The sequence below is a fragment of the uncultured Agrobacterium sp. genome, assembly GCF_913777885.1.
Lineage (GTDB): Bacteria > Pseudomonadota > Alphaproteobacteria > Rhizobiales > Rhizobiaceae > Agrobacterium.
The window spans coordinates 399,476-419,198 of record NZ_CAJYTV010000003.1; the positions used below are offsets into that span (position 1 = coordinate 399,476).

Genomic DNA, 19,723 nt, shown 5'->3' on the forward strand with positions numbered 1-19,723 from the left:
TTGGCGCTGCCTATAGCTTATTGCCACGCTTACCGCTGACAAGCATCCTTTAAATGACTATCTCGTTACCCATGTTCCTTTATTGCATAATTGGCAAAGCAGGGCTCGAATATGGCAGATGACAGGATTAATGCGGCACCGGATGCGGCAGGGCTTGCGGCATTGATTTCCCGCGCCAGCGAGCAGGCGGGCGACAAGCCCCGCGGACCGGCTCCGGTGGAGAAATGGAACCCGCCTTTCTGCGGCGATCTCGATATGGAAATCCGCGCTGACGGAACATGGTTCTATATGGGCACGCCGATCGGAAGAGCGCCGCTGGTGCGGCTGTTTTCCACGGTTTTGCGCAAGGATGAGGATGGCAAGACCTATCTCGTCACGCCTGTGGAGAAGGTCGGCATTCGTGTTGCCGATGCGCCCTTCATTGCCGTCGAGATGAGCGTGAGCGGAAGGGACGGTGACCCGCTTTTGACCTTCCGTACAAATGTTGGTGATGTGGTAGAGGCGGGGCGCAATCATCCGCTGCGCTTCACCACGGGCGGCGATAATGACGAACTCAAACCCTACCTTCTCGTGCGCGGGCGGCTGGAGGCCTTGGTGTCTCGCGCAGTGATGTATGATCTGGTGGAGCTCGGCGAGGTGATCGAGGTCGATCGCAGAGAGATGTTCTCCGTGCGCTCGGGCGGAGAGGTGTTTCCGATCATGCCTGCCGATGAGCTGGAAGCGCTTGCCCGATGAATGCCGACCTGATGATCTATTCCGCCGCCGATTTCCGGCGGCGTGTTCTTGAAGATGGCGAAGGCGTTGCCGAGCGCGAGGGCCGTGACCTCGGTGACCATCATTTGAACCCCGGCATCCGACTTTCCGGCGATGGCATCCGGCTGAAGGACGCGGCTGTGCTGGTTCCAGTCATCGATGACCGCGACGAGGCTCGGGTGATCTTTACCCAGCGGACCAAGACGTTGCGCAATCATTCCGGCCAGATTTCCTTCCCCGGTGGCGGGATCGATGCGCAAGATCGCTCGCCGGAAGAGGCGGCGCTGCGGGAGACGGAAGAGGAGATCGGCGTGTCGCGCCAATTCATCGAGACCGTCGGACGCATGCCGGATTATATTTCCGGCACCGGGTTTCGCATCAAGCCTGTGCTGGCGGTCGTCAAACGCGGTTTCACCCTGACGCCCAACCCGGACGAGGTGGATGAGGTGTTCGAGGTGCCGCTGTCTTTCCTGATGAACCCTGCCAACCACAACCGGGGCAGCCGGATGTTTCAGGGGAGAGAGCGCTTTTTCTACGAAATGCCCTATGGCGAGCGCTACATTTGGGGCATTACGGCGGGCATCGTGCGCAGCATTTACGAGAGGTTTTATTCATGAGCGGCATTGCCGGGCAGAGCTGGTTTTCCAAACCCGGCCTTCAGCGGATTTTTTCGCTTCTGAACGCCGATGGCGGCGAAGTGCGCGTGGTGGGGGGTGCCGTTCGCAATGCGCTGATGGGGCTGCCGGTCGGCGACATCGATATGGCAACGACGCTACCTCCGCAGGATGTGGTGGAGCGGGCGAAAGAGGCCGGCATCAAGGCGGTGCCGACGGGTATCGACCATGGCACGGTGACGCTGGTGGTGGATGGCGAGGGCTATGAGGTGACCACGCTTCGCCGCGATGTGACGACCGACGGACGTCATGCGGAAGTGGCTTTCGGAACAGACTGGAAAGAAGACGCCGAACGCCGCGACCTGACGATCAATGCGCTTTATGCGGATGCTTCCGGCAAGGTGATCGACATGATCGGTGGACTTGCCGATATCGAAACCAAGACCATTCGTTTTATTGGCGATGCGGCAACGCGCATCGCCGAAGATCACCTGCGCATCCTGCGCTTCTTCCGCTTCTTTGCCTATTACGGCTCTGGCCGTCCGGATGCGGATGGCTTGAGGGCAAGCGCACGCGCCAAGGACAAGCTCTCGACACTCTCTGCCGAGCGGGTGTGGAGCGAAATGAAGAAGTTGCTTTCCGCTGACGATCCGTCGAGAGCCCTGCTCTGGATGCGGCAAGCCGGTGTGCTTGCGCAAATTCTGCCGGAAACGGAAAAATGGGGCATCGACGCGATCCATGGTCTGATCGCGGCCGAGCAGGCGCTTGGCTGGAAGCCCGACCCTATGCTGCGGCTCGCATCCATCATCCCGCCCGATGCGGAACGTGTTGCCGCTCTTGCCAGCCGCTTGCGCATGTCCAAGAACGAGGCGGCGCGTCTCGATCAATGGGCGAAGGCGCCAGCCGTCGATCCGTCGCTCGCCGAGACTGCGCTTGATCGTCTGCTCTATCGGCAGGGTGTGGAGGGCGTGAAGGCAAGGCTGAAGCTTGCTCTTGCCTCCGCACGGGCGGATGTGTCTGGCGCAGACGCATCGATGCAGAAGATTGCCCGGCTTTCCACGCTGCTGACGCGCGCCGAGAAGTTCAGCAAGCCCGCGTTTCCGTTAAGCGGCGCTGATGTCTTGGCGGCAGGACTTCCCGCCGGTCCGCAAGTGGGCGAGATTTTAGGTGAGCTTGAAGCAACGTGGATTGATGGGAATTTTGCGCTGGATCGCGAGGCCTTGCTGTCTCGGCTGACCCGCAAACTGCAGGATCGTCCGTAATCCGTGTCACCCCGGATCGCGTCCGGGGTGAGCGGTAAAATTGCACTGGAATCAGGCCTCGACGTTGTTCTCGTCGCGGATGCGGGCCTTGATATTTTCGACCATGGTTTCGCGAATGATCGTTTCACCATGGGCCTGGCGCATGTGCTCGACACTGCGGCGGATAACCTCGGCGTCTTCATCGGCACGGGTGTGCCACTCGCAGCCGGGCACCAATGTTCCACATTCGAAAAGTCTCATAACAGCCTCCCTATATGGATTGCTGGCCAGGGCTGCAGTTGCAGCCGGCCACACCACTCAAACGGTTGCGGAGGGGTTATGTTCCTGGATTGAAGACACGCCCCGCCGTTTGCGAGGCGTGAAGAACGCCGTGTTGCTCAGCCCTGTTCGGGAAGCGCCCAGCAGGCGAAGACTGAGGACGTGGCAACGGCAGGGCCAGCCGGTTCGGCTACCTTGTCGTCGTTGGCGGCAGTTTCATTGGCCAGCTTGCGCTTTACCTGCTCGACGTAGAAAGACAGCGGCAGTTCGCGATCTCCCGTCTCGCGCATTTCCGCCGCCAGTCGCTCGATCAGTTGTGATGTAGGAATAATGCGCGGCTGTGTGCCGTTTACCGTAGAAATGGGCATGCTGTTCGAAGTCATCATCACGATATCTCCTCCAGTCCATCTAGGACTCACAGAGTAGCACCGCGCTGAATTTGCGGTAGGGCCAATTTTTCAAAAATCGGCCTTTTACGCGAAAGAGCATCAAAAACTTCGTGATCGTTCGAACGTTTCAAGGCCAGCGAACGACCGGGGGGAGAGACGACAAGATCGACTCTACATTGCCGCCGGTCTTCAGGCCAAAAATCGTGCCACGGTCGTAGAGCAGATTGAACTCCACGTAGCGGCCGCGACGGATGAGTTGCTCGTCGCGATCCTCTTCCGTCCACGGTTGGTTGAAGTTGCCGCGCACGATCTTGGGGTAGGCGAGGTTGAAGGCGCGTCCGACATCCTGGACGAAAGCGAAATTGGCGTTCCAGCCGCCCTTGTCTTCCTCCGGGTGCAGCCAGTCGAAAAAGATGCCGCCGATACCGCGCGGCTCGTTGCGATGCTTGAGGAAGAAGTATTCGTCGCACCATTGCTTGTAGCGCGGATAGTCCGCGACCGCGTGGCGGTTGCAGGTGATCTCGAAGACGCGGTGAAAGAGTTGGGTATCCTGATCGTCCTGGGTGCGGCGGCGGTTCAGCACCGGTGTCAGATCGGCGCCGCCGCCGAACCAGTGGCTGGTCGTGACCACCATGCGCGTGTTCATATGCACCGCAGGCACATTCGGATTGACCGGGTGGGCAATCAGCGAAATGCCGGATGCCCAGAAGCGCGGGTCCTCGTCGGCGCCCGGTATCTGCTTGCGAAATTCCTCGGAAAATTCGCCATGGACGGTTGAGGTGTGGACGCCGACCTTTTCGAAAACCCGACCTTCCATCATCGACATGATGCCGCCGCCGCCTTCACCCTCATCGCGCAGCCATTTTTTCTGAACGAAGCGTCCCGGAGGCTGGTCGGAGAGTGGACCCTGAAGCTCATCCTCGATCGTCTCGAAGGAGGCAACGATCGTGTCTCGCAGGCTCTCGAACCAGGCTTTGGCGATCGCCTTCTTGTCCTCGATGTCGTCCGGCAGGCCCTTTGGCAAAACGGGGCGTTCCATATCCGGTCTCCTTCATGCGATTCGATTTTTGTTCTGACGGTTTAGATCATTTCCATCAGAAGTGTGTAGCGGTTTTGCGCGCACAAATGCCTTCCAACAAAAGGTGATCGCCATGTGTTGCCGATGCGATTTCGACTCGCCAAGCGGGCAGACGCACATTATCTTTCGAGCATAAGAGGTATTGGCATGACGAAATTTACCGGACCGCCACCGCTCGAAGGCCTGAAACGCAGGATCGCCGCTCACCGCCGCGACCGCGATGGAGGCGTGCTCAAAAATCAGAAAAGCGGCATGTTCGTGCGCCAGACCTTTTGCATGACGCGGGCCGAGGCCCGCGCCAAGGCGAAAGAATGGTTCGAGGAATTTCCAAAGGCCGCTTATTGGACCGAAGTGGAAAGCTGGCGGCAGCTGGAAGGCGACCAGATCGAGTTCACCATGCGGCGTTTGCCCTCGGCGGATTAAGGGGCGGGCGCTGTTTTGCCGGGACGGTCCAGACCCACTTCCATCATTTTCGGGCTCCCAAAAGATCGATCCTCGGGTCAAGCCCGACGATGACGGCGATGGGTTGAGCAGATAGCAGAGCGCGCCAACAACCTCGCTGCTAGGCTCTCACGCCCGCGTCTCCGCAGTGCGAAGGCGGCTCTCTCCCAGAATGCCGCTCTCGTCCAGAATGGGATGTGCCACGGAGACGATGTGAGCATTGATGCGCTTCAGGTCTCGCAGCATGTCGAGATGCAGCGAGCTGGTCTGGAGGCTTTCCATCAAGCCGTCGCGCAGGCGTTCGAGGTGACGGCCTGACGAGCGCTTTTCAAGGCGACGAATGTCGATCTTGATCTCCATCAGGCGCCTTGCAAGCGCGAAATCGCCGGTAACGAAGATGCTCTGCGCAGCGCGCAGGTTTTCGATGGTCATGTCGAATAGCGTCTTCAACTCGTCGTAGCCTTCATCGGAGAATTTGAAGCCGTTGAGGATTTTCTTGCGGATCTGCTCGCACAGGCCTTTCTCGATGATGTCGCCCATGTGCTCGAGATTGATGGCGTAGTCGATGACGGTGATAGAGCGGCGGGCATCGTTCTCATCCAGTCCTTTGCGGCCAAGCTGCGAGAGATAGATCTTCACCTCCTGCTGCAGCTGGTCCACCTTCTTTTCAAGAGCTGCGATTTCGGTAAGGGGCGCCAGATCATTGTGCTTGAACGCGTTTTCTGCGCGGATCAGCATGCGCTCGATCGTATCGCCGATAACCAGAACTTCGCGCGTGGCATTGGCGAGCGCGACGACCGGTGTGTCGAGCGCGTCCTTGTCAAGGAAGCGTGGGCCATCATCGCTTTGCACATCGCTCGGCACGACCTTGGCCATCAGGTCGGAGACGAAGCCGGAGAGCGGCCATGCGACGATGGTCAGCAAAATGTTGAAGATCAGATGCGCATCGACCGGCAGCATACTTTCCGACAGAGGAAGTCGCTGCAGCGCTATCGCACCATAGGAGGCCAGCGGCATGACGATAGCGCAGCCGATGGCGCGAATGACCAGATTGCCGAGCGTGATGCGCCGTGCCGCAGCAGGGCCGCTCATTGTCGCGATCACCGGCGGGATCGCGCCGCCGAGATTTGCGCCAAGGACGAGAACGATGATCAGGCCGGTCGAAAGAATTCCAGCCGAGGCAAGCGACAGGATCAGTACGACCATGGCGAGGCTGGATGAGGAAAAGAAGGCCATGGCTGCCGAGAGGAGCAACGCCACTGGCCATGCATCGTCCAGCAGACCGATAAAGGCGCCGAGTGCGGGTGATGCGCGCATCGGCTCGGTGGCATTGCTCAAGAGATGCAGTGACAACAGCATCAGTCCGACACCGACCAGCGCCGTGCCGCCGCCCTGGCGTGCGTTGGAGCTACCCTTGCGCAGCACGATGCCGGAGACGATGAGAAGCGGAGATAGCCAGGCCACGCCGGTCGCGAAAATCCAGGCGGTAACGGCGGTGCCGACATTGGCGCCGAGAAGAACGATCTGCGCCATGCGCGGGCGGATCAGATCACGCTCGGCAAAAGAGGCAACGGTGAGTGCCGTGGCGGTCGAGCTCTGGAGTGCGATGGTGGCGAAAAAGCCGGAAACGAATGAGCGGGGGCCATTTCTGGTGCTTGTTGCCAGGATGGTTCTGAGCTTGACGCCAAAGGCGCGTGTCACGCCATCCTTGACCTGCGTCAGACCGAAGAGGAGCAGCGCCACCGCTCCAAGCAGATTGACGATAACGATGGTGGATTCCATGAACGGCCACTCCTTTACGTCTTTCGGTCATGATCGAAGAATAGCCTTGTGCGAGGATCTCCTCGGCATGAGGGTCATGCGGGGCGAGAAGACATCGAGCGGGAAATCTTTCGTTGGCTAACCAACATAGGGGCGAAAAGTTCAGCGGTACAGAGCTTTCTGAAACAATCTTTTCAGAAACGCCGAAAAGTTATGGCCAGAATGTTTGACGAAGAACTTCCCCGGCGATCATCGAGACCGAGACGGCGACATTGATGGAGCGCTGACCTTCCACCATAGGGATCAGAACGCGCTCGTCAGCCTTGTCATGGACATGGTCGGGCACGCCGGCACTTTCGCGGCCGAAGAGCAGGATGTCGTCCGGTCGGTAGTCGATCTTCGTGTAGGGTAGCGCAGCCTTCGTTGAGGCCAGCACAAGACGCCTGCCGGTTGCGGCGCGCCACTCCTCGAACCGTTCCCAGTTGACGTGGCGGGTGAGGGCCGCTGCAGCGATGTAATCCATTCCCGCCCGCTTCAGGTTGCGGTCGGAAATATCGAAGCCTGCCGGTTCGATGATGTCGACGCCAAGGCCGAGACAGGCCGCCAGCCGCAGGATCGTGCCGGTGTTACCTGGAATATCGGGCTGGTAAAGAGCGATCCTGATGTCCGGCATGATGGTGTTCCTATGATGGATGAGGGGTCGGCGTTAGCATGGACCAATCGTTATGAACAGCCATGGGCCATTGTGCCTGTCACCCAAGCGCCACAACCCAGCTCTTGAGCGACACAATCTTTCGGTTGTGGTCGTTTCCATCTGGTCAATGTTTAGTTTTTAAGCTACAAGGCCTCATCTTCAACACCAGCCATAGGAGGTTCAGATGCATCAGTACAATCGATATCGCCTCCCGGCCTTTGTGATGCCGCTTCAGGCCTAGGTGTGTCTCTGCGGGTTTCCCGCACTTTTCCGATTTAAAATTTCGTCATGTGGCTGTTACGGCCACGTTCCATGTGTTTTCCCGTTCTGGCTTTGGCGCTTCACGTCCATTGCGCATGTTCTTTCGGGGTATTCTATTCGGAGCTTAGCCTCATGTTTGGCTGGTTTGAAAAACGACTTGATCCATTCCCTTCGTCCACGCCGTCGACACCGCCGAAGACGCTGATCGCCTTCATGTGGCATTACGTGAAGCCGGCATGGCCTTGGCTGCTTTTGCTTGGCCTGATGTCTATGGGCATCGCGATTGCCGAGGCTATGCTGTACAAGTTTCTTGGAAGCATCGTCGATTGGCTGTCCACCGCCAACCGCGAGACCTTCTTCGCGGATGAGGGCTGGCATCTCGTCGGTATGGGAGCGCTGGTTTTGATCGCGCTTCCATTGATGGGTTCGATCCACACCATGACCATGCACCAGACGCTTGCCGGTAATTTCGGCATGATCGCGCGTTGGCGGATGCATCGCTATCTGCTGCGCCATTCCATGACCTTCTTCGCCAATGAGTTCGCGGGACGCGTGTCGACCAAGGTCATGCAGACGGCGCTTGCCATCCGTGAAGTGGCGCTGAAGATCATCGACGTTTTCGTCTATGCGATCAGCTTCGTCATCTCGATGCTGTTCATGGTAGCGGCTGCCGACTGGCGGTTGGTGATCCCGCTATTGATCTGGCTCGGGCTTTATCTGTGCATCCTGACCTATTTCGTGCCGAAGCTCGGCCGATTGGCGCAGGAGCAGGCCGATGCGCGTTCCATGATGACGGGTCGCATAGTCGACAGCTACACAAACATCTCCACCATCAAGCTGTTCTCGCATGCGGGGCGCGAGGAGGTCTATGCGCGTGAGGGCATGGACGTCTTCCTCGGAACCGTTCACCGCCAGATGCGCAAGATTTCCGGCTTCAACATGCTGATCGACATCAACAATGCGATCGTGATGTTCTCGACGGCGGGGCTTGGCCTGTATTTCTGGATGCAGGGCTCAGTTACTGCGGGTTCGGTAGCAATTGCCATTAGCCTTGCCATGCGCGTTAACGGCATGTCGCAGTGGATCATGTGGGAAGTTACCGCGCTATTTGAGAACATCGGCACGGTTTATGATGGCATGTCGATGATGACCAAGCCGCATGACATTGTTGATGCTGCCAATGCGCCGACGCTGACCGCGCATAAGGGGGCGATCCTGTTCGACGATATCCGTTTCCACTACGGAAAGAACAAAGGTGTCATCGATGGGCTGACGCTGGACATCAAGGCGGGCGAAAAGGTCGGTCTCGTTGGGCGCTCGGGTGCAGGCAAGACGACGCTGATGAACCTCTTGTTGCGCTTCTACGATCTGGAGGGCGGCAGGATCACCATAGACGGGCAGGATATTTCAAAGGTGTCACAGGACAGTCTTCGCAGCCTGATCGGCGTGGTGACGCAGGATACCTCGCTTCTGCACCGCACCATTCGCGACAACATCGCCTATGGTCATCCCGGTGCAAGCGATGAGGAGATTATCGCTGCCGCCAAGCGCGCCAATGCCTGGGACTTCATCGAAACGCTGGTTGATATGCATGGCCGCCAGGGTCTCGATGCCCAGGTCGGCGAACGCGGTGTCAAGCTCTCCGGCGGTCAGCGTCAGCGGATCGCGATTGCGCGTGTGTTCCTGAAGAATGCGCCAATCCTGATCCTCGATGAGGCGACCTCGGCGCTGGACTCGGAAGTCGAACAGGCTATCCAGGAAAACCTGTTCGCGCTGATGGAAGGCAAGACGGTGATTGCGATCGCCCACCGGCTCTCGACGCTGACCGAGATGGACCGGCTGATCATCCTCGACAAGGGCAAGATTGTTGAGGCGGGCACGCATTCCGAACTGGTGGCCCATGGCGGCATCTATGCCGATCTGTGGCAGCGCCAGTCCGGCGGCTTCATCGCGGACGAGGAGCCGGCGATGAAAGAGGCAGGGGAATAAGAAGCGTTTATAACCGTTTCCTGATGTAATAAGTATTACGAAGTATATGGCTCGCGCTCGAAGGATCGCGGGCCATTTTTTAAGGAATCTCTCCCTAAATTGGCATTCATCAATTACTTCTTGTTTAATAATATTCTTTATTATCGCGTGCGTATGTTTCGCAGAGGCTGTGCGGCCTAATATCGGGGGATATCGTGCGTTTATTCAATATGAAAATCAAAGTGCTGTTGCCCGTTCTTTTCTGCGTACTGATTGTCGTGGGGGCAATACAGGGCGGGTTGGCCATCTATTCCATGCGCGTGATGGAGAGAGAGGGTTCGGGACTTGCGAACCGTATGGAGCGTACGCTTCTCATCAGCGACATGGACCGCAGTTTTGGCGACGTCCGACGCCAATATGCCCTTCTTCTCAGTACGCGGACGCCCGAAGAGGTCAATGCTATGTCGGCGTCCATCCAGGCTGCAATCGCGACAAGGCAAAAGGCGTTCGACGCCTATGGCTCCACGGTCGTGGTTCCGGAAATGAAGCGCATCTTCGGGGAGCTTTCGAAGGCTGTCGGCGATTACGAGCGCACCGGCGGTGACGTTGCTAATCTTCTTGCTGCTTCCAAATTGAACGAAGCGGTCGCACTGCGCACAGAGAAAATGAACCCTGCCGCGGACATGTCCACCAAGAGCATCGACGCTTTGATTGCTGCCAACAAGGTGCTGGCGAGACAGTCGTACCAGACACTGGAAGACACGTCCGATATGGCGATGAAAACGACGATTGCCGCGGTCGTAGCGGTGGTCATTATCGCCATCGGTGCGGCATTCCTGTCGTTGTTCCGTATCGCCCGGCCAGTCACTGACATAACGAATGCGATGAAAGCGCTTGCCGCTGGCGATACGGCCCGTGAAATACCGCATGGTTCGCGTGCGGACGAGATCGGCGACATGTCGACTGCCGTTTCGGTGTTCAGAACAAACGCACTGGAGCGCGAGCGGCTTGAAAAGGAAGCCGATGCCAATCGCCACCTGAGCGAGCAAGAACGCCGAGCCCGTGAGGAACAGAAGGCGCAGGAAGCCGCTGCCGTAAAGTTTGCGGTTGACGGCTTGGCAGACGGACTGACGCATCTTTCCAATGGCGACATGACATTCCGACTTGAGACACCATTCGTCGGCCAATTGGACGGCGTTCGCGTCAACTTCAATCAATCCGTCGAGAAACTGCAGGCAGCGCTTCGCTCAGTCGGTGAAAATGCCCGGATGATCGATGCAGGTGCCAAGGAGATCCGCTCGGCCACGGACGATTTTGCAAGACGAACCGAACAGCAGGCGGCGTCGGTCGAGGAAACTGCCGCAGCGCTGGAACAGGTGACGACGGCGGTGAAGGACTCGGCTGTCAAGGCGAGCGAGGCTGGCGAACTGGTTGCAAAAACCCGTGCCGGTGCCGAGCGTTCGGGTCAAATTGTGCGCAAAGCCGTCAACGCCATGACGGAAATTCAAAATTCGTCGAACGAGATCAGCAATATTATCGGCGTGATCGATGATATCGCCTTCCAGACCAATCTTCTGGCCCTGAACGCCGGTGTGGAAGCTGCACGGGCTGGTGAGGCCGGCAAGGGCTTTGCCGTTGTCGCGCAGGAGGTTCGCGAGCTTGCCCAACGCTCGGCGAGTGCTGCCAAGGAAATCAAGGCTCTGATCACCAAGTCCGGTGTGCAGGTGCGCGACGGTGTGGATCTGGTGGGCGAGACCGGCCAAGCGCTTGAGACCATCGTTGCCGAAGTACAGGAGATCAACCGAAACGTGGCGGCGGTCGTCGGATCAGCTAAAGAACAGTCTACCGGCCTTTCCGAGATCAACTCTGCCGTCAACCAGATGGATCAGGGCACGCAGCAGAATGCCTCAATGGTCGAGCAATCGAGCGCCGCCTCCTACGGTCTTGCATCGCAGGCTGCGTCGCTCATGGAGCTTCTGTCACAGTTCAAGCTCGACGATGGATCGGCAACGCGCATCGTAGCGCAGCCCGCGCAGGCACCTCGTCAACTGGGCCAAACTTCTCCGGCACGAGCGCTCGGCCAGCGGCTTGCCTCGGCCTTTTCGGGCAGGAGTTCGGCAGCAGCAGCTGCAGCACCAGACAACTGGACCGAGTTTTGACCTGAGCGCTACCTCGCACGGGCAGCATATCGTAAAGCTTCGTGCCATTGCGAAATCGATTTCGATCTTTCGTACCGATGTCTTGGGCGGGAACATCTCCCGCCCTTTTTCATTGAAGCGCCGTATGTCCCGTATCGCGCTTCTCATGCAGACGTGTTCTGAGATGATGTGGCCCGCATTACCAAAATATAATTGACGCTGTTCTTTGCCCCTCTCAAGAGTCCGCCTATACAATCAATATGATCATCACAAAAGTTTTCCGCTACTTCGAGAACTGGATCGAACCGTTCGCCCGCAAGGACGATCTGAGGCCGCCGGAAGACACGTTCGGTTTCATCTGGTTCTATCTTAGGCAAGCCAAAGCGCCGTTCTTCGCCATGCTGGTGCTTGGTGGTTTGACCGCGGCAATCGAGGCAGCACTCTTCTGGTTTGTCGGGCGGCTTGTGGATATTCTGTCCACCGTCAAACCCGCTGACGGATGGTCCGGTCTGCTCTCCAGCCACGGCTACGAACTGATCGGAATGCTGTTTTTGATCGCCGTCGTGCGCTTTGTCGTCACCATGCTGACGGCGCTCGTCGATCAGCAGATCATCACGCCGGGCTTTTATAATCTGGTGCGCTGGCAATCCTACATGCATGTGGCGCGGCAATCGCTGAGCTTCTTTCAGAACGATTTCTCCGGTCGTATCGTTACCAAGGTGTGGTCCGGCGGGCAGGCGGCCGGCGATCTTGTGACGTCGCTGATGGAAAGCGTGTGGTTCGTCGGCATTTATTCCGTGTCGATGCTCTTCCTGATCGGCGGGCTGGACTGGCGACTTGGTCTTGTCGTCGTGGTATGGGTGGGAGTATTTTCCATGCTCGCACGCTACTTCGTGCCACGCATCCGCTATCATTCGAAGCAAACTGCGGAAGCCGCTTCGATGCTGAATGGACGCATGGTGGATGCCTATGGCAACATCCAGACGCTACGCCTGTTCGGTCGGGACGACGCCAATGACCGCTACATGCGGCAGGGCTTCGACATCTTTCAGCGCACGACCATGACCTTCACCCGCTTCATTACCGGGGTGAGGGCATCGATGGCGCTGCTCTCCGGCATCATGATCACCTCTATGGCTGCACTTTGCATCGATCTTTGGCTGTCCGGCAAGATCAGTTCTGGCGCGGTGGCCTTCACGCTCGCGCTCGTCTTGCGGCTCAACTTCCTGCTCGGACGGTTGATGACGCAGTTCAACGGAATCATGCGCAATTTTGGAACCGTGCAGAACGCCGCCGAGCTGATTTCGAAACCGATCGGTCTCGTCGATGCCACCGATGCGAAGCCGTTGAAGGTGACAGTGCCGAGCATCCATTTCGATAATGTCAGCTTCCACTATGGCCGTGGCAAAGGGGTGATCGACCACCTCAATCTCACGATTGCGCCAGGTGAGAAGGTCGGCATCGTTGGTCGATCAGGTGCCGGCAAATCGACCCTCGTCAACCTCCTCTTGCGCTTCTATGACGTGGAGCAGGGACGCATTCTGATCGATGGACAGGATATCGCCCATGTGACGCAGGAAACCCTTCGCGCCCATATCGGCATGGTCACGCAGGACACATCTCTTCTCCACCGCTCCATTCGCGACAATATCATGTTTGGTCGCATGGATGCGACGGAGGAAGAGGTGCTGCAGGCCGCCCGACGCGCCGAGGCGGACGAATTCATTGCGCGTCTGGAGGATCAGCGTGGGCGCAGCGGCTTCGACGCGCATGTCGGTGAACGCGGCGTGAAGCTCTCCGGCGGCCAGCGGCAGCGTATCGCGATTGCGCGCGTCATGCTGAAAGACGCGCCGATCCTCATTCTGGACGAGGCGACGTCCGCGCTCGATTCTGAAGTGGAAGCGGCGATCCAGACAAACCTCGACGAGTTGATGAAGGGCAAGACCGTACTGGCGATCGCGCATCGTCTCTCAACGATCGCGGCACTGGACAGGCTGGTGGTAATGGATGCCGGGCGGATTGTGGAGCAGGGGACCCATAGCGAACTGGTGGCAAGTGGCGGGCTTTATGCGGAGCTCTGGGCGCGCCAGTCGGGTGGGTTTCTAGATGCTGAAGGAGAGTAAGATCTCGAGTCCCAGTCCCGGGCGTCCGAGACGCGTCGGTTAGATGGGGCTCCGCTGCGTCATGACTTCCATTCTCTTTCAAGCTTTGCCACTATCTTATGAGCAAAAAAAAAGGCGGTCGCTCGAGGCGCCCGCCCTGCTGCTCTGTTTTGAAGATGTTAGAATTCTTCCCACTCTTTTGCTGCCGCATTGGAAGCTGTGGCCCTCCCGCCGCCAAAGGCACTGGCGAGACGGCTGCCGAGTGCGCGGGCAGCGGAGGCGATGGGGCGATGTTCCGTTGCTGAGGCGGCGACCGGACGTGCTGCTTCGGAAACCTGGGTGTTCTCGATCCGAAACTGCGATATCAGCCGGTTCAGCTCATCTGCCTCGCTTGCGAGCGAATGGCTTGCGGCGGTCTGTTCTTCCACCATTGCAGCATTCTTCTGCGTTGCCTGATCGATGTTGTTCACCGCTTCGCTGACTTCTTTCAGGGCCGTCGACTGTTCGCGTGACGACAAGACGATCGCTGTGACGTTCCGATCGATTTCCTGAACTTGGTTGATGATCTGAAGCAGGGAATTTCCGGTCTCACCAACAAGTTCCACACCCAATGTCACCTGGGTTCCAGACTTGGTAATCAGCGCCTTGATCTCTTTGGCGGCATTGGCAGAGCGCTGCGCCAGTTCGCGCACTTCCTGGGCAACGACGGCAAAGCCCTTGCCTGCTTCGCCAGCACGTGCGGCTTCCACACCTGCGTTCAACGCAAGGAGGTTCGTCTGGAAGGCGATCTCATCGATGACGCCGATGATGTTGGAAATTTCTCTAGACGAGGCCTCGATGCCGGACATCGCGTCCACGGCACGTTGGACGACTGCTCCCGACTTCTCCGCACCGAGCCTTGTCTGCTCGACGAGCACGCCTGCGTCTTCGGCGCGTTTGGTGGCATCACGCAGTGTCGTGGAAATTTCCTCGAAGGCTGCCGCGGTTTCCTCGACAGAGGCCGCCTGCTGTTCCGTACGTTTGGCCAGATCGTCGGAGGCCGATCGAATTTCCGACGAACCGGCGCGGATCGCATTGGCGTTATCGCCAACCGAGCGCAGCGCGGCCTGGAGTTTCATCACTGCGGCGTTGAAATCATGGCGTAGTTGATCGAGGGAGCCTGCGAAGGCGGTATCGATCCTGTGGGTCATGTCACCTTCCGCGAGCTTGTTCAGGCCTTCGGCCAGCGCTTCGACGGCTGCACGCGTCTGACGCTCGCGCTCGGCAGCTTCTTCGGCGCGCTCGCGACGTTCTGCTTCGCTTATTGCGCGGTCACGTTCGGCCTCGGCCTCCAGGCGGGTCTTGGCGAGGGTCGCATCGCGCAGCACAGCAAGCGAACGGGCCATCTCGCCGATTTCATCCTTGTGAACTGATTGCGAGAGATCGACATCCGTTTTGCCGCGAGCGATTTCGCTGGTGGCTACGATAACTTTGTCCAGACGTTTGCGCATGCGCGTTGCCAGCAACCAGCCCACGACAACCATTAGCCCGGCGGCAGTCGCGATGATGATGATGGAGGTTATAGCAAGCGATGTGACCTCGGCAAAGACGACAGCTTTCGGAACGCTGACGACGGTAAACCATGTGGCGCCTTCAGCAAGTGGAACCGGGACAGCGACCGAGAGATAGGGCGTACCATCCTTGTCGGCGATCTCCAGCGGCTTTTCCGGATTGGCGATCAAAGCCTGCCAAGCCTGAGCATCCAGACCGGAATCCTTCAGCGCCTTGCCCAACGTAGCCTTGTCTGGGTGGCTGACTATATTGCCCTTCTGGCTCAGCAGTGCGACATAACCCGCTCCCAAAGGTTTTAACTTAGCCATCTCGCTGGCCAGGGCGTCGAGCGCGCTATCGACGCCAACGACGCCAGCAAACTTGCCGTCAATCATCACCGGCGTCATGAAGGAGGTCATGTTGACCACCTTGTCACCGACCTTGTAGTCGTAAGGTTCGGTGAGCATGTCCTTGCCGTTCGACTTCGGCACCAGATAGTAGTCGCCATCGCCGGGCTTTTCGTAATCGACCAGCGGCATGAGCGTGACCTTACCATCGACGCGCGCGACATAGGGAATGAAGCGACCCGTAGCGTCGTGACCCGGCTTGTTTACGTAATCTGCGTCCTTGCCGTCGAACGCATTGGGCTCCCACCCCGTGCTGAGGCCGAATGCAGTGTTGTCCGAAAGAAGACGTTCCATGAATGCCGTCATGCCATCGCGGCTCGGCGTGCCGGTCCGCTTCATTGCGTAAAGCGAGGACCGCATGTTCCAGGCGAGCGTCTTGATGCTGGCAAAATGGGTCTGCACTTTTTCGGCGCTGGAATGGGCATTGGCAACCATTTCCGAGACCGAACGCTCCTCGACCGTGCGATACGACATCCAAAGCAGAATGCTTGCCGTTGCTACGGTGGTTGCAACCCCGGTGGCGACAATAGCAAACATATTTCGGGCAATTGCAGTTTTTGGAACCAGCACAGAACTCTCCCAGGATGGGTAAACAATTTCTACATTCGTCTAAGCTGAACACATAGGCATGAGACGATATTACGGAGTATTTATTACTTATAATTTTTAAAAAAATAATTAATTGTATTGCGTATTGTTAAGCGCAGGGTCGTCATTCTTTGTTTTAATGGGACGAGATTAGGATTCACTTTCCTTGTTTGGGACGAAAAGTAAGACGGACGTTGCCTGGATTTGTGCCTGTTTTTCGAACGTTCGGGCGGGGGCAGCAAAAGTGAGCTGTGCCGATCCTCGAATAAGTAAATTTCAGGAAATACTTAAATTTCGCGCGATATACTTTGAGTGTCGATGATTTTCGAATAGGGCGAGGTATCAGTCGCCGTCGACTGTCTTGGCAGCAATCATGAAATCGGCAATCAGCCCGTAATGGTTCGAGCCGAAATTGTCTGGCAGACGCTTGACGCTCATCAGCGTCGCTGGCTTGCGAGCGAAGATATGATCGATGGCGATGCCGAAGCGTCCGGCGCGGATCGGCCATGTTGCCGGTTCCCACGGCGCTTTCTCGAGGCGCGTTTGCGCCATGAACTCCCGCATATCGGGGACGATGCTGGCGGAGTTGAAATCACCACCGAGAATGAGGGGGCCCTCTATCTGGCCCAGTATGTCTGAAAGCTTGCTCAGTTCTTCGCTATGATATTTGTCGAAGTACGGTTTTGTCAGATGAACCTGGGCAAGCGTCAGCGTTAAGCCCTCAAGGTCGATATGGGCAAGGCCTGCACGTTCCTGGCTGACGTAGCTGAGGCTGCCGATCTTGCCATCGATGAGCGGTTTTTTCGACAGCATCAGAAGATCGCAGTCGCTGACAGCGATGCCGCAACCCAGACGATAGGGATAGGTCTGGGAAAGCCGGGGGAGGACGTTCCGCAGGGCCGCTGCTTCCATGACGTAGACCACGTCCGCCTGCGAGGCGACGATGGCATCGGCAATTGATTCGGCGCTTCTGCGGTTTTCTCTCAGCACATTGAAGGACAACAGCCTGAACGGCTTGGCCGATGACGAATAAATCCCGTCTGTGGAGAAATCCTGCTGCATGATGACGCCATGCGCCGTGAGAACCAGTGACCAAGCCAGAAGGGCGACAAACAGGCGCGAGCGCAATGCCCAAAGGCAGATTGCCGAGGCAAACGACGCCAGAAGCGCTATATGAAGCTGGAAGCTGGTGACGAAAGCGAGCAGCCAGAAATCATAGATATATCTGAAGCTTATGGAAAAAAGCGCCGCAATGATCGCAGTCGAGGCGATGCAGGTGAGCCGTGGTTTCACGCGTAAATTCCCGTCTCTTCGCTCTCCCGCATGTCGATTAGCATGGGCCACTCAAACACACAATGTTGCAGGATCGACAGTCGGCCGAGAAAAACGGACGAAAAAATGTCGGGCGGGGCAAAATTGCGGCAGCTTTATGTGCTTTCCTCTTGCCAAGGTCGGGCATATTTTGCGATCACACATATCAAGCGCGATTTTGTCTTCGCGCAAGCATGGCCGAGACCCTGGGGATGGAGTTTGTCTTGGATCAAATCGGAGCGGGAGGACTCATGCGATTTTCAACGAAATTAGCGCAGAGGATGGTGTAGCGGTGAGCGAGCACGTAAATGACCATGACGCCTCGGGTGAACCCACCCGTCGCGATTTTCTATATCTTGTAACGGGTATGGCTGGTGCCGTCGGCGCCGCCGCCGTCGCATGGCCTTTCATCGACCAGATGCGCCCGGATGCCTCCACGCTCGCTCTCGCGTCCATCGAGGTCAATGTTGCCAGCGTCGAACCCGGCATGTCTCTGACCGTGAAGTGGCGCGGAAAGCCGATCTTCATTCGCAACCGCACGGAAAAGGAAATCCAGGAAGCCAACGCCGTGGAACTGGCGCAGTTGAAGGACCCGGTTGCCCGTAACGCCAACCTTGCACCCGATGCACAGGCCACCGACGTCGATCGTTCGGCCGGACAGGGCAAGGAAAACTGGATCGTCATGATCGGTTCCTGTACCCATCTCGGCTGCGTTCCGCTCGGTCAGGCGGGCGATTTCGGCGGGTGGTTCTGTCCCTGCCATGGCTCGCACTACGATACGGCGGGCCGCATTCGCAAAGGTCCGGCGCCGGAAAACCTGCATATTCCGACCTTCGCATTCACATCCGATACCGTGATCAGAATCGGATAAGGGGACAGATGAAATGAGTGGTCATTCCAGTTACCAGCCATCGACCGGCATCGAAAGATGGGTCGATTCCCGCCTCCCGCTACCGCGTATGATCTATGACAGCTTCGTGGCCTATCCGGTTCCGCGCAATCTGAACTACGCTTACACCTTCGGTGCCATGCTTGCCGTCATGCTGATCGTGCAGATCCTGACGGGCGTGGTGCTTGCCATGCATTATGCTGCCGAAACGACGGTCGCCTTTACCTCCGTCGAGAAGATCATGCGCGACGTGAACCATGGCTGGCTGCTGCGGTACATGCATGCCAATGGCGCGTCCTTCTTCTTCATCGCGGTCTATCTGCATATTGCCCGTGGTCTCTATTACGGCTCTTACAAAGCGCCGCGCGAAATCCTCTGGATCCTCGGTTGCGTCATCTTCCTTCTGATGATGGCGACCGGCTTCATGGGCTACGTTCTCCCTTGGGGTCAGATGTCCTTCTGGGGCGCGACCGTTATCACCGGCTTCTTCACCGCCTTCCCGCTGGTCGGCGAGTGGATCCAGCAGTTTCTGCTCGGCGGATTTGCAGTTGATCAGCCGACGCTGAACCGCTTCTTTGCGCTTCACTACCTGCTTCCCTTCATGATCGCCGGTGTCGTTATCCTGCACATCTGGGCGCTGCATGTGACCGGCCAGACCAACCCGACGGGTGTCGAAGTCAAGAGCAAGACGGACACGGTTCCGTTTACGCCCTATGCAACGCTTAAAGATGCGCTTGGCGTATCGATCTTCCTGATCGCCTATGCCTGGTTCGTCTTCTACATGCCGAACTTCCTCGGCCACCCAGACAACTACATCATGGCGGACTCGTTGAAGACGCCGGCTCACATCGTGCCGGAATGGTACTTCCTGCCATTCTACGCCATGCTGCGTGCCATCACCTTCAATATCGGTCCGATCGATTCCAAGCTCGGCGGCGTTCTGGTGATGTTCGGCGCGATCGTCGTGCTGTTCTTCCTGCCATGGCTCGATACCTCCAAGGTTCGCTCTGCGGTCTATCGTCCCTGGTACAAGCTGTTCTTCTGGATCTTCGTTGCCAATTCCATCATGCTCGGCTGGCTCGGCTCGCGCCCGGCGGAAGGCCTCTACGTGACGATGTCGCAGCTGGGAACGCTCTACTACTTCGGTTTCTTCCTCCTCATCATGCCTCTTCTCGGCCTGTTCGAGACGCCAAGGCGCATTCCGAATTCGATCACCGAGGCTGTTCTTGAAAAGAACGCCAAGGCGGCAAACGGCACGCCTGCCGGCGTGAAGATCTGA

The 19,723-nt window shown here is 57.8% G+C and carries 16 protein-coding genes; 9 read left to right on the forward strand and 7 right to left on the reverse strand.

Annotated features, from left to right (window positions below; genetic code table 11):
• Nucleotides 1–111: 111 nt before the first annotated feature.
• Genes QZ869_RS02905 through QZ869_RS02915 form a run of 3 tightly spaced genes read left to right on the forward strand, consistent with a single transcriptional unit; the run spans nt 112 to nt 2,629 of the window.
• Nucleotides 112–735: a DUF1285 domain-containing protein gene (locus QZ869_RS02905; RefSeq protein ID WP_296102383.1), complete on the forward strand. Its 624-nt coding sequence runs from the start codon at nt 112–114 to the stop codon at nt 733–735.
• Entirely contained in the window at nt 732–1,370 is a 639-nt protein-coding gene (locus QZ869_RS02910) for a CoA pyrophosphatase (protein WP_296102385.1), read from the forward strand. Before QZ869_RS02905 ends, QZ869_RS02910 begins: the two co-directional genes overlap by 4 nt.
• Nucleotides 1,367–2,629 carry a CCA tRNA nucleotidyltransferase gene (locus QZ869_RS02915; RefSeq protein ID WP_296102387.1) on the forward strand — a complete coding sequence of 421 codons (1,263 nt, stop codon included), beginning with the start codon at nt 1,367–1,369 and terminating at the stop codon, nt 2,627–2,629. The genes QZ869_RS02910 and QZ869_RS02915 overlap by 4 nt, the downstream gene beginning before the upstream one ends.
• Before the next feature lie 51 nt (nt 2,630–2,680).
• Here the strand turns inward: QZ869_RS02915 and QZ869_RS02920 are convergent, their stop codons facing one another.
• The 3 genes from QZ869_RS02920 to hemF form a co-directional block, all read right to left on the reverse strand.
• Nucleotides 2,681–2,869: a DUF1059 domain-containing protein gene (locus QZ869_RS02920; RefSeq protein ID WP_296014530.1), complete on the reverse strand. Its 189-nt coding sequence runs from the start codon at nt 2,867–2,869 to the stop codon at nt 2,681–2,683.
• A gap of 137 nt (nt 2,870–3,006) precedes the next feature.
• Nucleotides 3,007–3,273 carry a hypothetical protein gene (locus QZ869_RS02925; RefSeq protein WP_296078666.1) on the reverse strand — a complete coding sequence of 89 codons (267 nt, stop codon included), beginning with the start codon at nt 3,271–3,273 and terminating at the stop codon, nt 3,007–3,009.
• Between the two features lie 130 nt (nt 3,274–3,403).
• A complete protein-coding gene (hemF, locus tag QZ869_RS02930; RefSeq protein WP_296102389.1) occupies nt 3,404–4,315 on the reverse strand; it encodes an oxygen-dependent coproporphyrinogen oxidase in 912 nt (303 codons plus the stop codon).
• 186 nt (nt 4,316–4,501) lie between these two features.
• Here hemF and QZ869_RS02935 point away from each other — a divergent pair, with 186 nt between their 5' ends.
• The gene (locus QZ869_RS02935) at nt 4,502–4,777 is read left to right on the forward strand and encodes a hypothetical protein (RefSeq protein WP_296014533.1); all 276 of its coding nucleotides are present in this window, start codon (nt 4,502–4,504) and stop codon (nt 4,775–4,777) included.
• A 147-nt stretch (nt 4,778–4,924) separates the two neighbouring features.
• On the opposite strand, the gene QZ869_RS02940 is transcribed toward QZ869_RS02935, so the two are convergent.
• A complete protein-coding gene (locus QZ869_RS02940) occupies nt 4,925–6,577 on the reverse strand; it encodes a Na/Pi cotransporter family protein (RefSeq protein WP_296102391.1) in 1,653 nt (550 codons plus the stop codon).
• Nucleotides 6,578–6,767: 190 nt separating this feature from the next.
• On the reverse strand, nt 6,768–7,229 hold the full coding sequence (locus QZ869_RS02945; protein WP_296040408.1) for a tRNA (cytidine(34)-2'-O)-methyltransferase: 462 nt from the start codon (nt 7,227–7,229) through the stop codon (nt 6,768–6,770).
• A 414-nt stretch (nt 7,230–7,643) separates the two neighbouring features.
• Between QZ869_RS02945 and QZ869_RS02950 the strand changes: the two genes are divergently transcribed.
• The 3 genes from QZ869_RS02950 to QZ869_RS02960 all read left to right on the forward strand — a co-directional run bounded on the left by QZ869_RS02950 (nt 7,644) and on the right by QZ869_RS02960 (nt 13,740).
• A complete protein-coding gene (locus QZ869_RS02950) occupies nt 7,644–9,500 on the forward strand; it encodes an ABC transporter ATP-binding protein (protein ID WP_296014540.1) in 1,857 nt (618 codons plus the stop codon).
• A gap of 209 nt (nt 9,501–9,709) precedes the next feature.
• A complete protein-coding gene (locus QZ869_RS02955) occupies nt 9,710–11,638 on the forward strand; it encodes a methyl-accepting chemotaxis protein (protein WP_296014716.1) in 1,929 nt (642 codons plus the stop codon).
• Nucleotides 11,639–11,877: 239 nt separating this feature from the next.
• The gene (locus tag QZ869_RS02960) at nt 11,878–13,740 is read left to right on the forward strand and encodes an ABC transporter ATP-binding protein (RefSeq protein ID WP_296102393.1); all 1,863 of its coding nucleotides are present in this window, start codon (nt 11,878–11,880) and stop codon (nt 13,738–13,740) included.
• Between the two features lie 158 nt (nt 13,741–13,898).
• Here QZ869_RS02960 and QZ869_RS02965 read toward each other — a convergent pair whose 3' ends face one another.
• Nucleotides 13,899–16,223, reverse strand: a complete 2,325-nt coding sequence (locus QZ869_RS02965; protein ID WP_296102563.1) for a methyl-accepting chemotaxis protein — start codon at nt 16,221–16,223, stop codon at nt 13,899–13,901.
• 363 nt (nt 16,224–16,586) lie between these two features.
• Nucleotides 16,587–17,537, reverse strand: a complete 951-nt coding sequence (locus QZ869_RS02970) for an endonuclease/exonuclease/phosphatase family protein (protein WP_296102395.1) — start codon at nt 17,535–17,537, stop codon at nt 16,587–16,589.
• A gap of 310 nt (nt 17,538–17,847) precedes the next feature.
• Here QZ869_RS02970 and petA point away from each other — a divergent pair, with 310 nt between their 5' ends.
• Both petA and QZ869_RS02980 read left to right on the forward strand, forming a co-directional pair.
• Nucleotides 17,848–18,426, forward strand: coding sequence for a ubiquinol-cytochrome c reductase iron-sulfur subunit (gene petA / locus QZ869_RS02975; RefSeq protein ID WP_296014554.1), 579 nt, complete (start codon nt 17,848–17,850; stop codon nt 18,424–18,426).
• Between the two features lie 13 nt (nt 18,427–18,439).
• Nucleotides 18,440–19,723 carry a cytochrome b N-terminal domain-containing protein gene (locus QZ869_RS02980; protein ID WP_296102398.1) on the forward strand — a complete coding sequence of 428 codons (1,284 nt, stop codon included), beginning with the start codon at nt 18,440–18,442 and terminating at the stop codon, nt 19,721–19,723.

Bases quoted from the DNA above. Each gene is read 5' to 3' on its own strand.
- QZ869_RS02905 (WP_296102383.1), top strand. From the start codon at position 112: ATGGCAGATGACAGGATTAATGCGGCACCGGATGCGGCAGGGCTTGCG.
- QZ869_RS02910 (WP_296102385.1), top strand. From the start codon at position 732: ATGAATGCCGACCTGATGATCTATTCCGCCGCCGATTTCCGGCGGCGT.
- QZ869_RS02915 (WP_296102387.1), top strand. From the start codon at position 1,367: ATGAGCGGCATTGCCGGGCAGAGCTGGTTTTCCAAACCCGGCCTTCAG.
- QZ869_RS02920 (WP_296014530.1), bottom strand. From the start codon at position 2,869: ATGAGACTTTTCGAATGTGGAACATTGGTGCCCGGCTGCGAGTGGCAC.
- QZ869_RS02925 (WP_296078666.1), bottom strand. From the start codon at position 3,273: ATGATGACTTCGAACAGCATGCCCATTTCTACGGTAAACGGCACACAG.
- hemF (WP_296102389.1), bottom strand. From the start codon at position 4,315: ATGGAACGCCCCGTTTTGCCAAAGGGCCTGCCGGACGACATCGAGGAC.
- QZ869_RS02935 (WP_296014533.1), top strand. From the start codon at position 4,502: ATGACGAAATTTACCGGACCGCCACCGCTCGAAGGCCTGAAACGCAGG.
- QZ869_RS02940 (WP_296102391.1), bottom strand. From the start codon at position 6,577: ATGGAATCCACCATCGTTATCGTCAATCTGCTTGGAGCGGTGGCGCTG.
- QZ869_RS02945 (WP_296040408.1), bottom strand. From the start codon at position 7,229: ATGCCGGACATCAGGATCGCTCTTTACCAGCCCGATATTCCAGGTAAC.
- QZ869_RS02950 (WP_296014540.1), top strand. From the start codon at position 7,644: ATGTTTGGCTGGTTTGAAAAACGACTTGATCCATTCCCTTCGTCCACG.
- QZ869_RS02955 (WP_296014716.1), top strand. From the start codon at position 9,710: ATGAAAATCAAAGTGCTGTTGCCCGTTCTTTTCTGCGTACTGATTGTC.
- QZ869_RS02960 (WP_296102393.1), top strand. From the start codon at position 11,878: ATGATCATCACAAAAGTTTTCCGCTACTTCGAGAACTGGATCGAACCG.
- QZ869_RS02980 (WP_296102398.1), top strand. From the start codon at position 18,440: ATGAGTGGTCATTCCAGTTACCAGCCATCGACCGGCATCGAAAGATGG.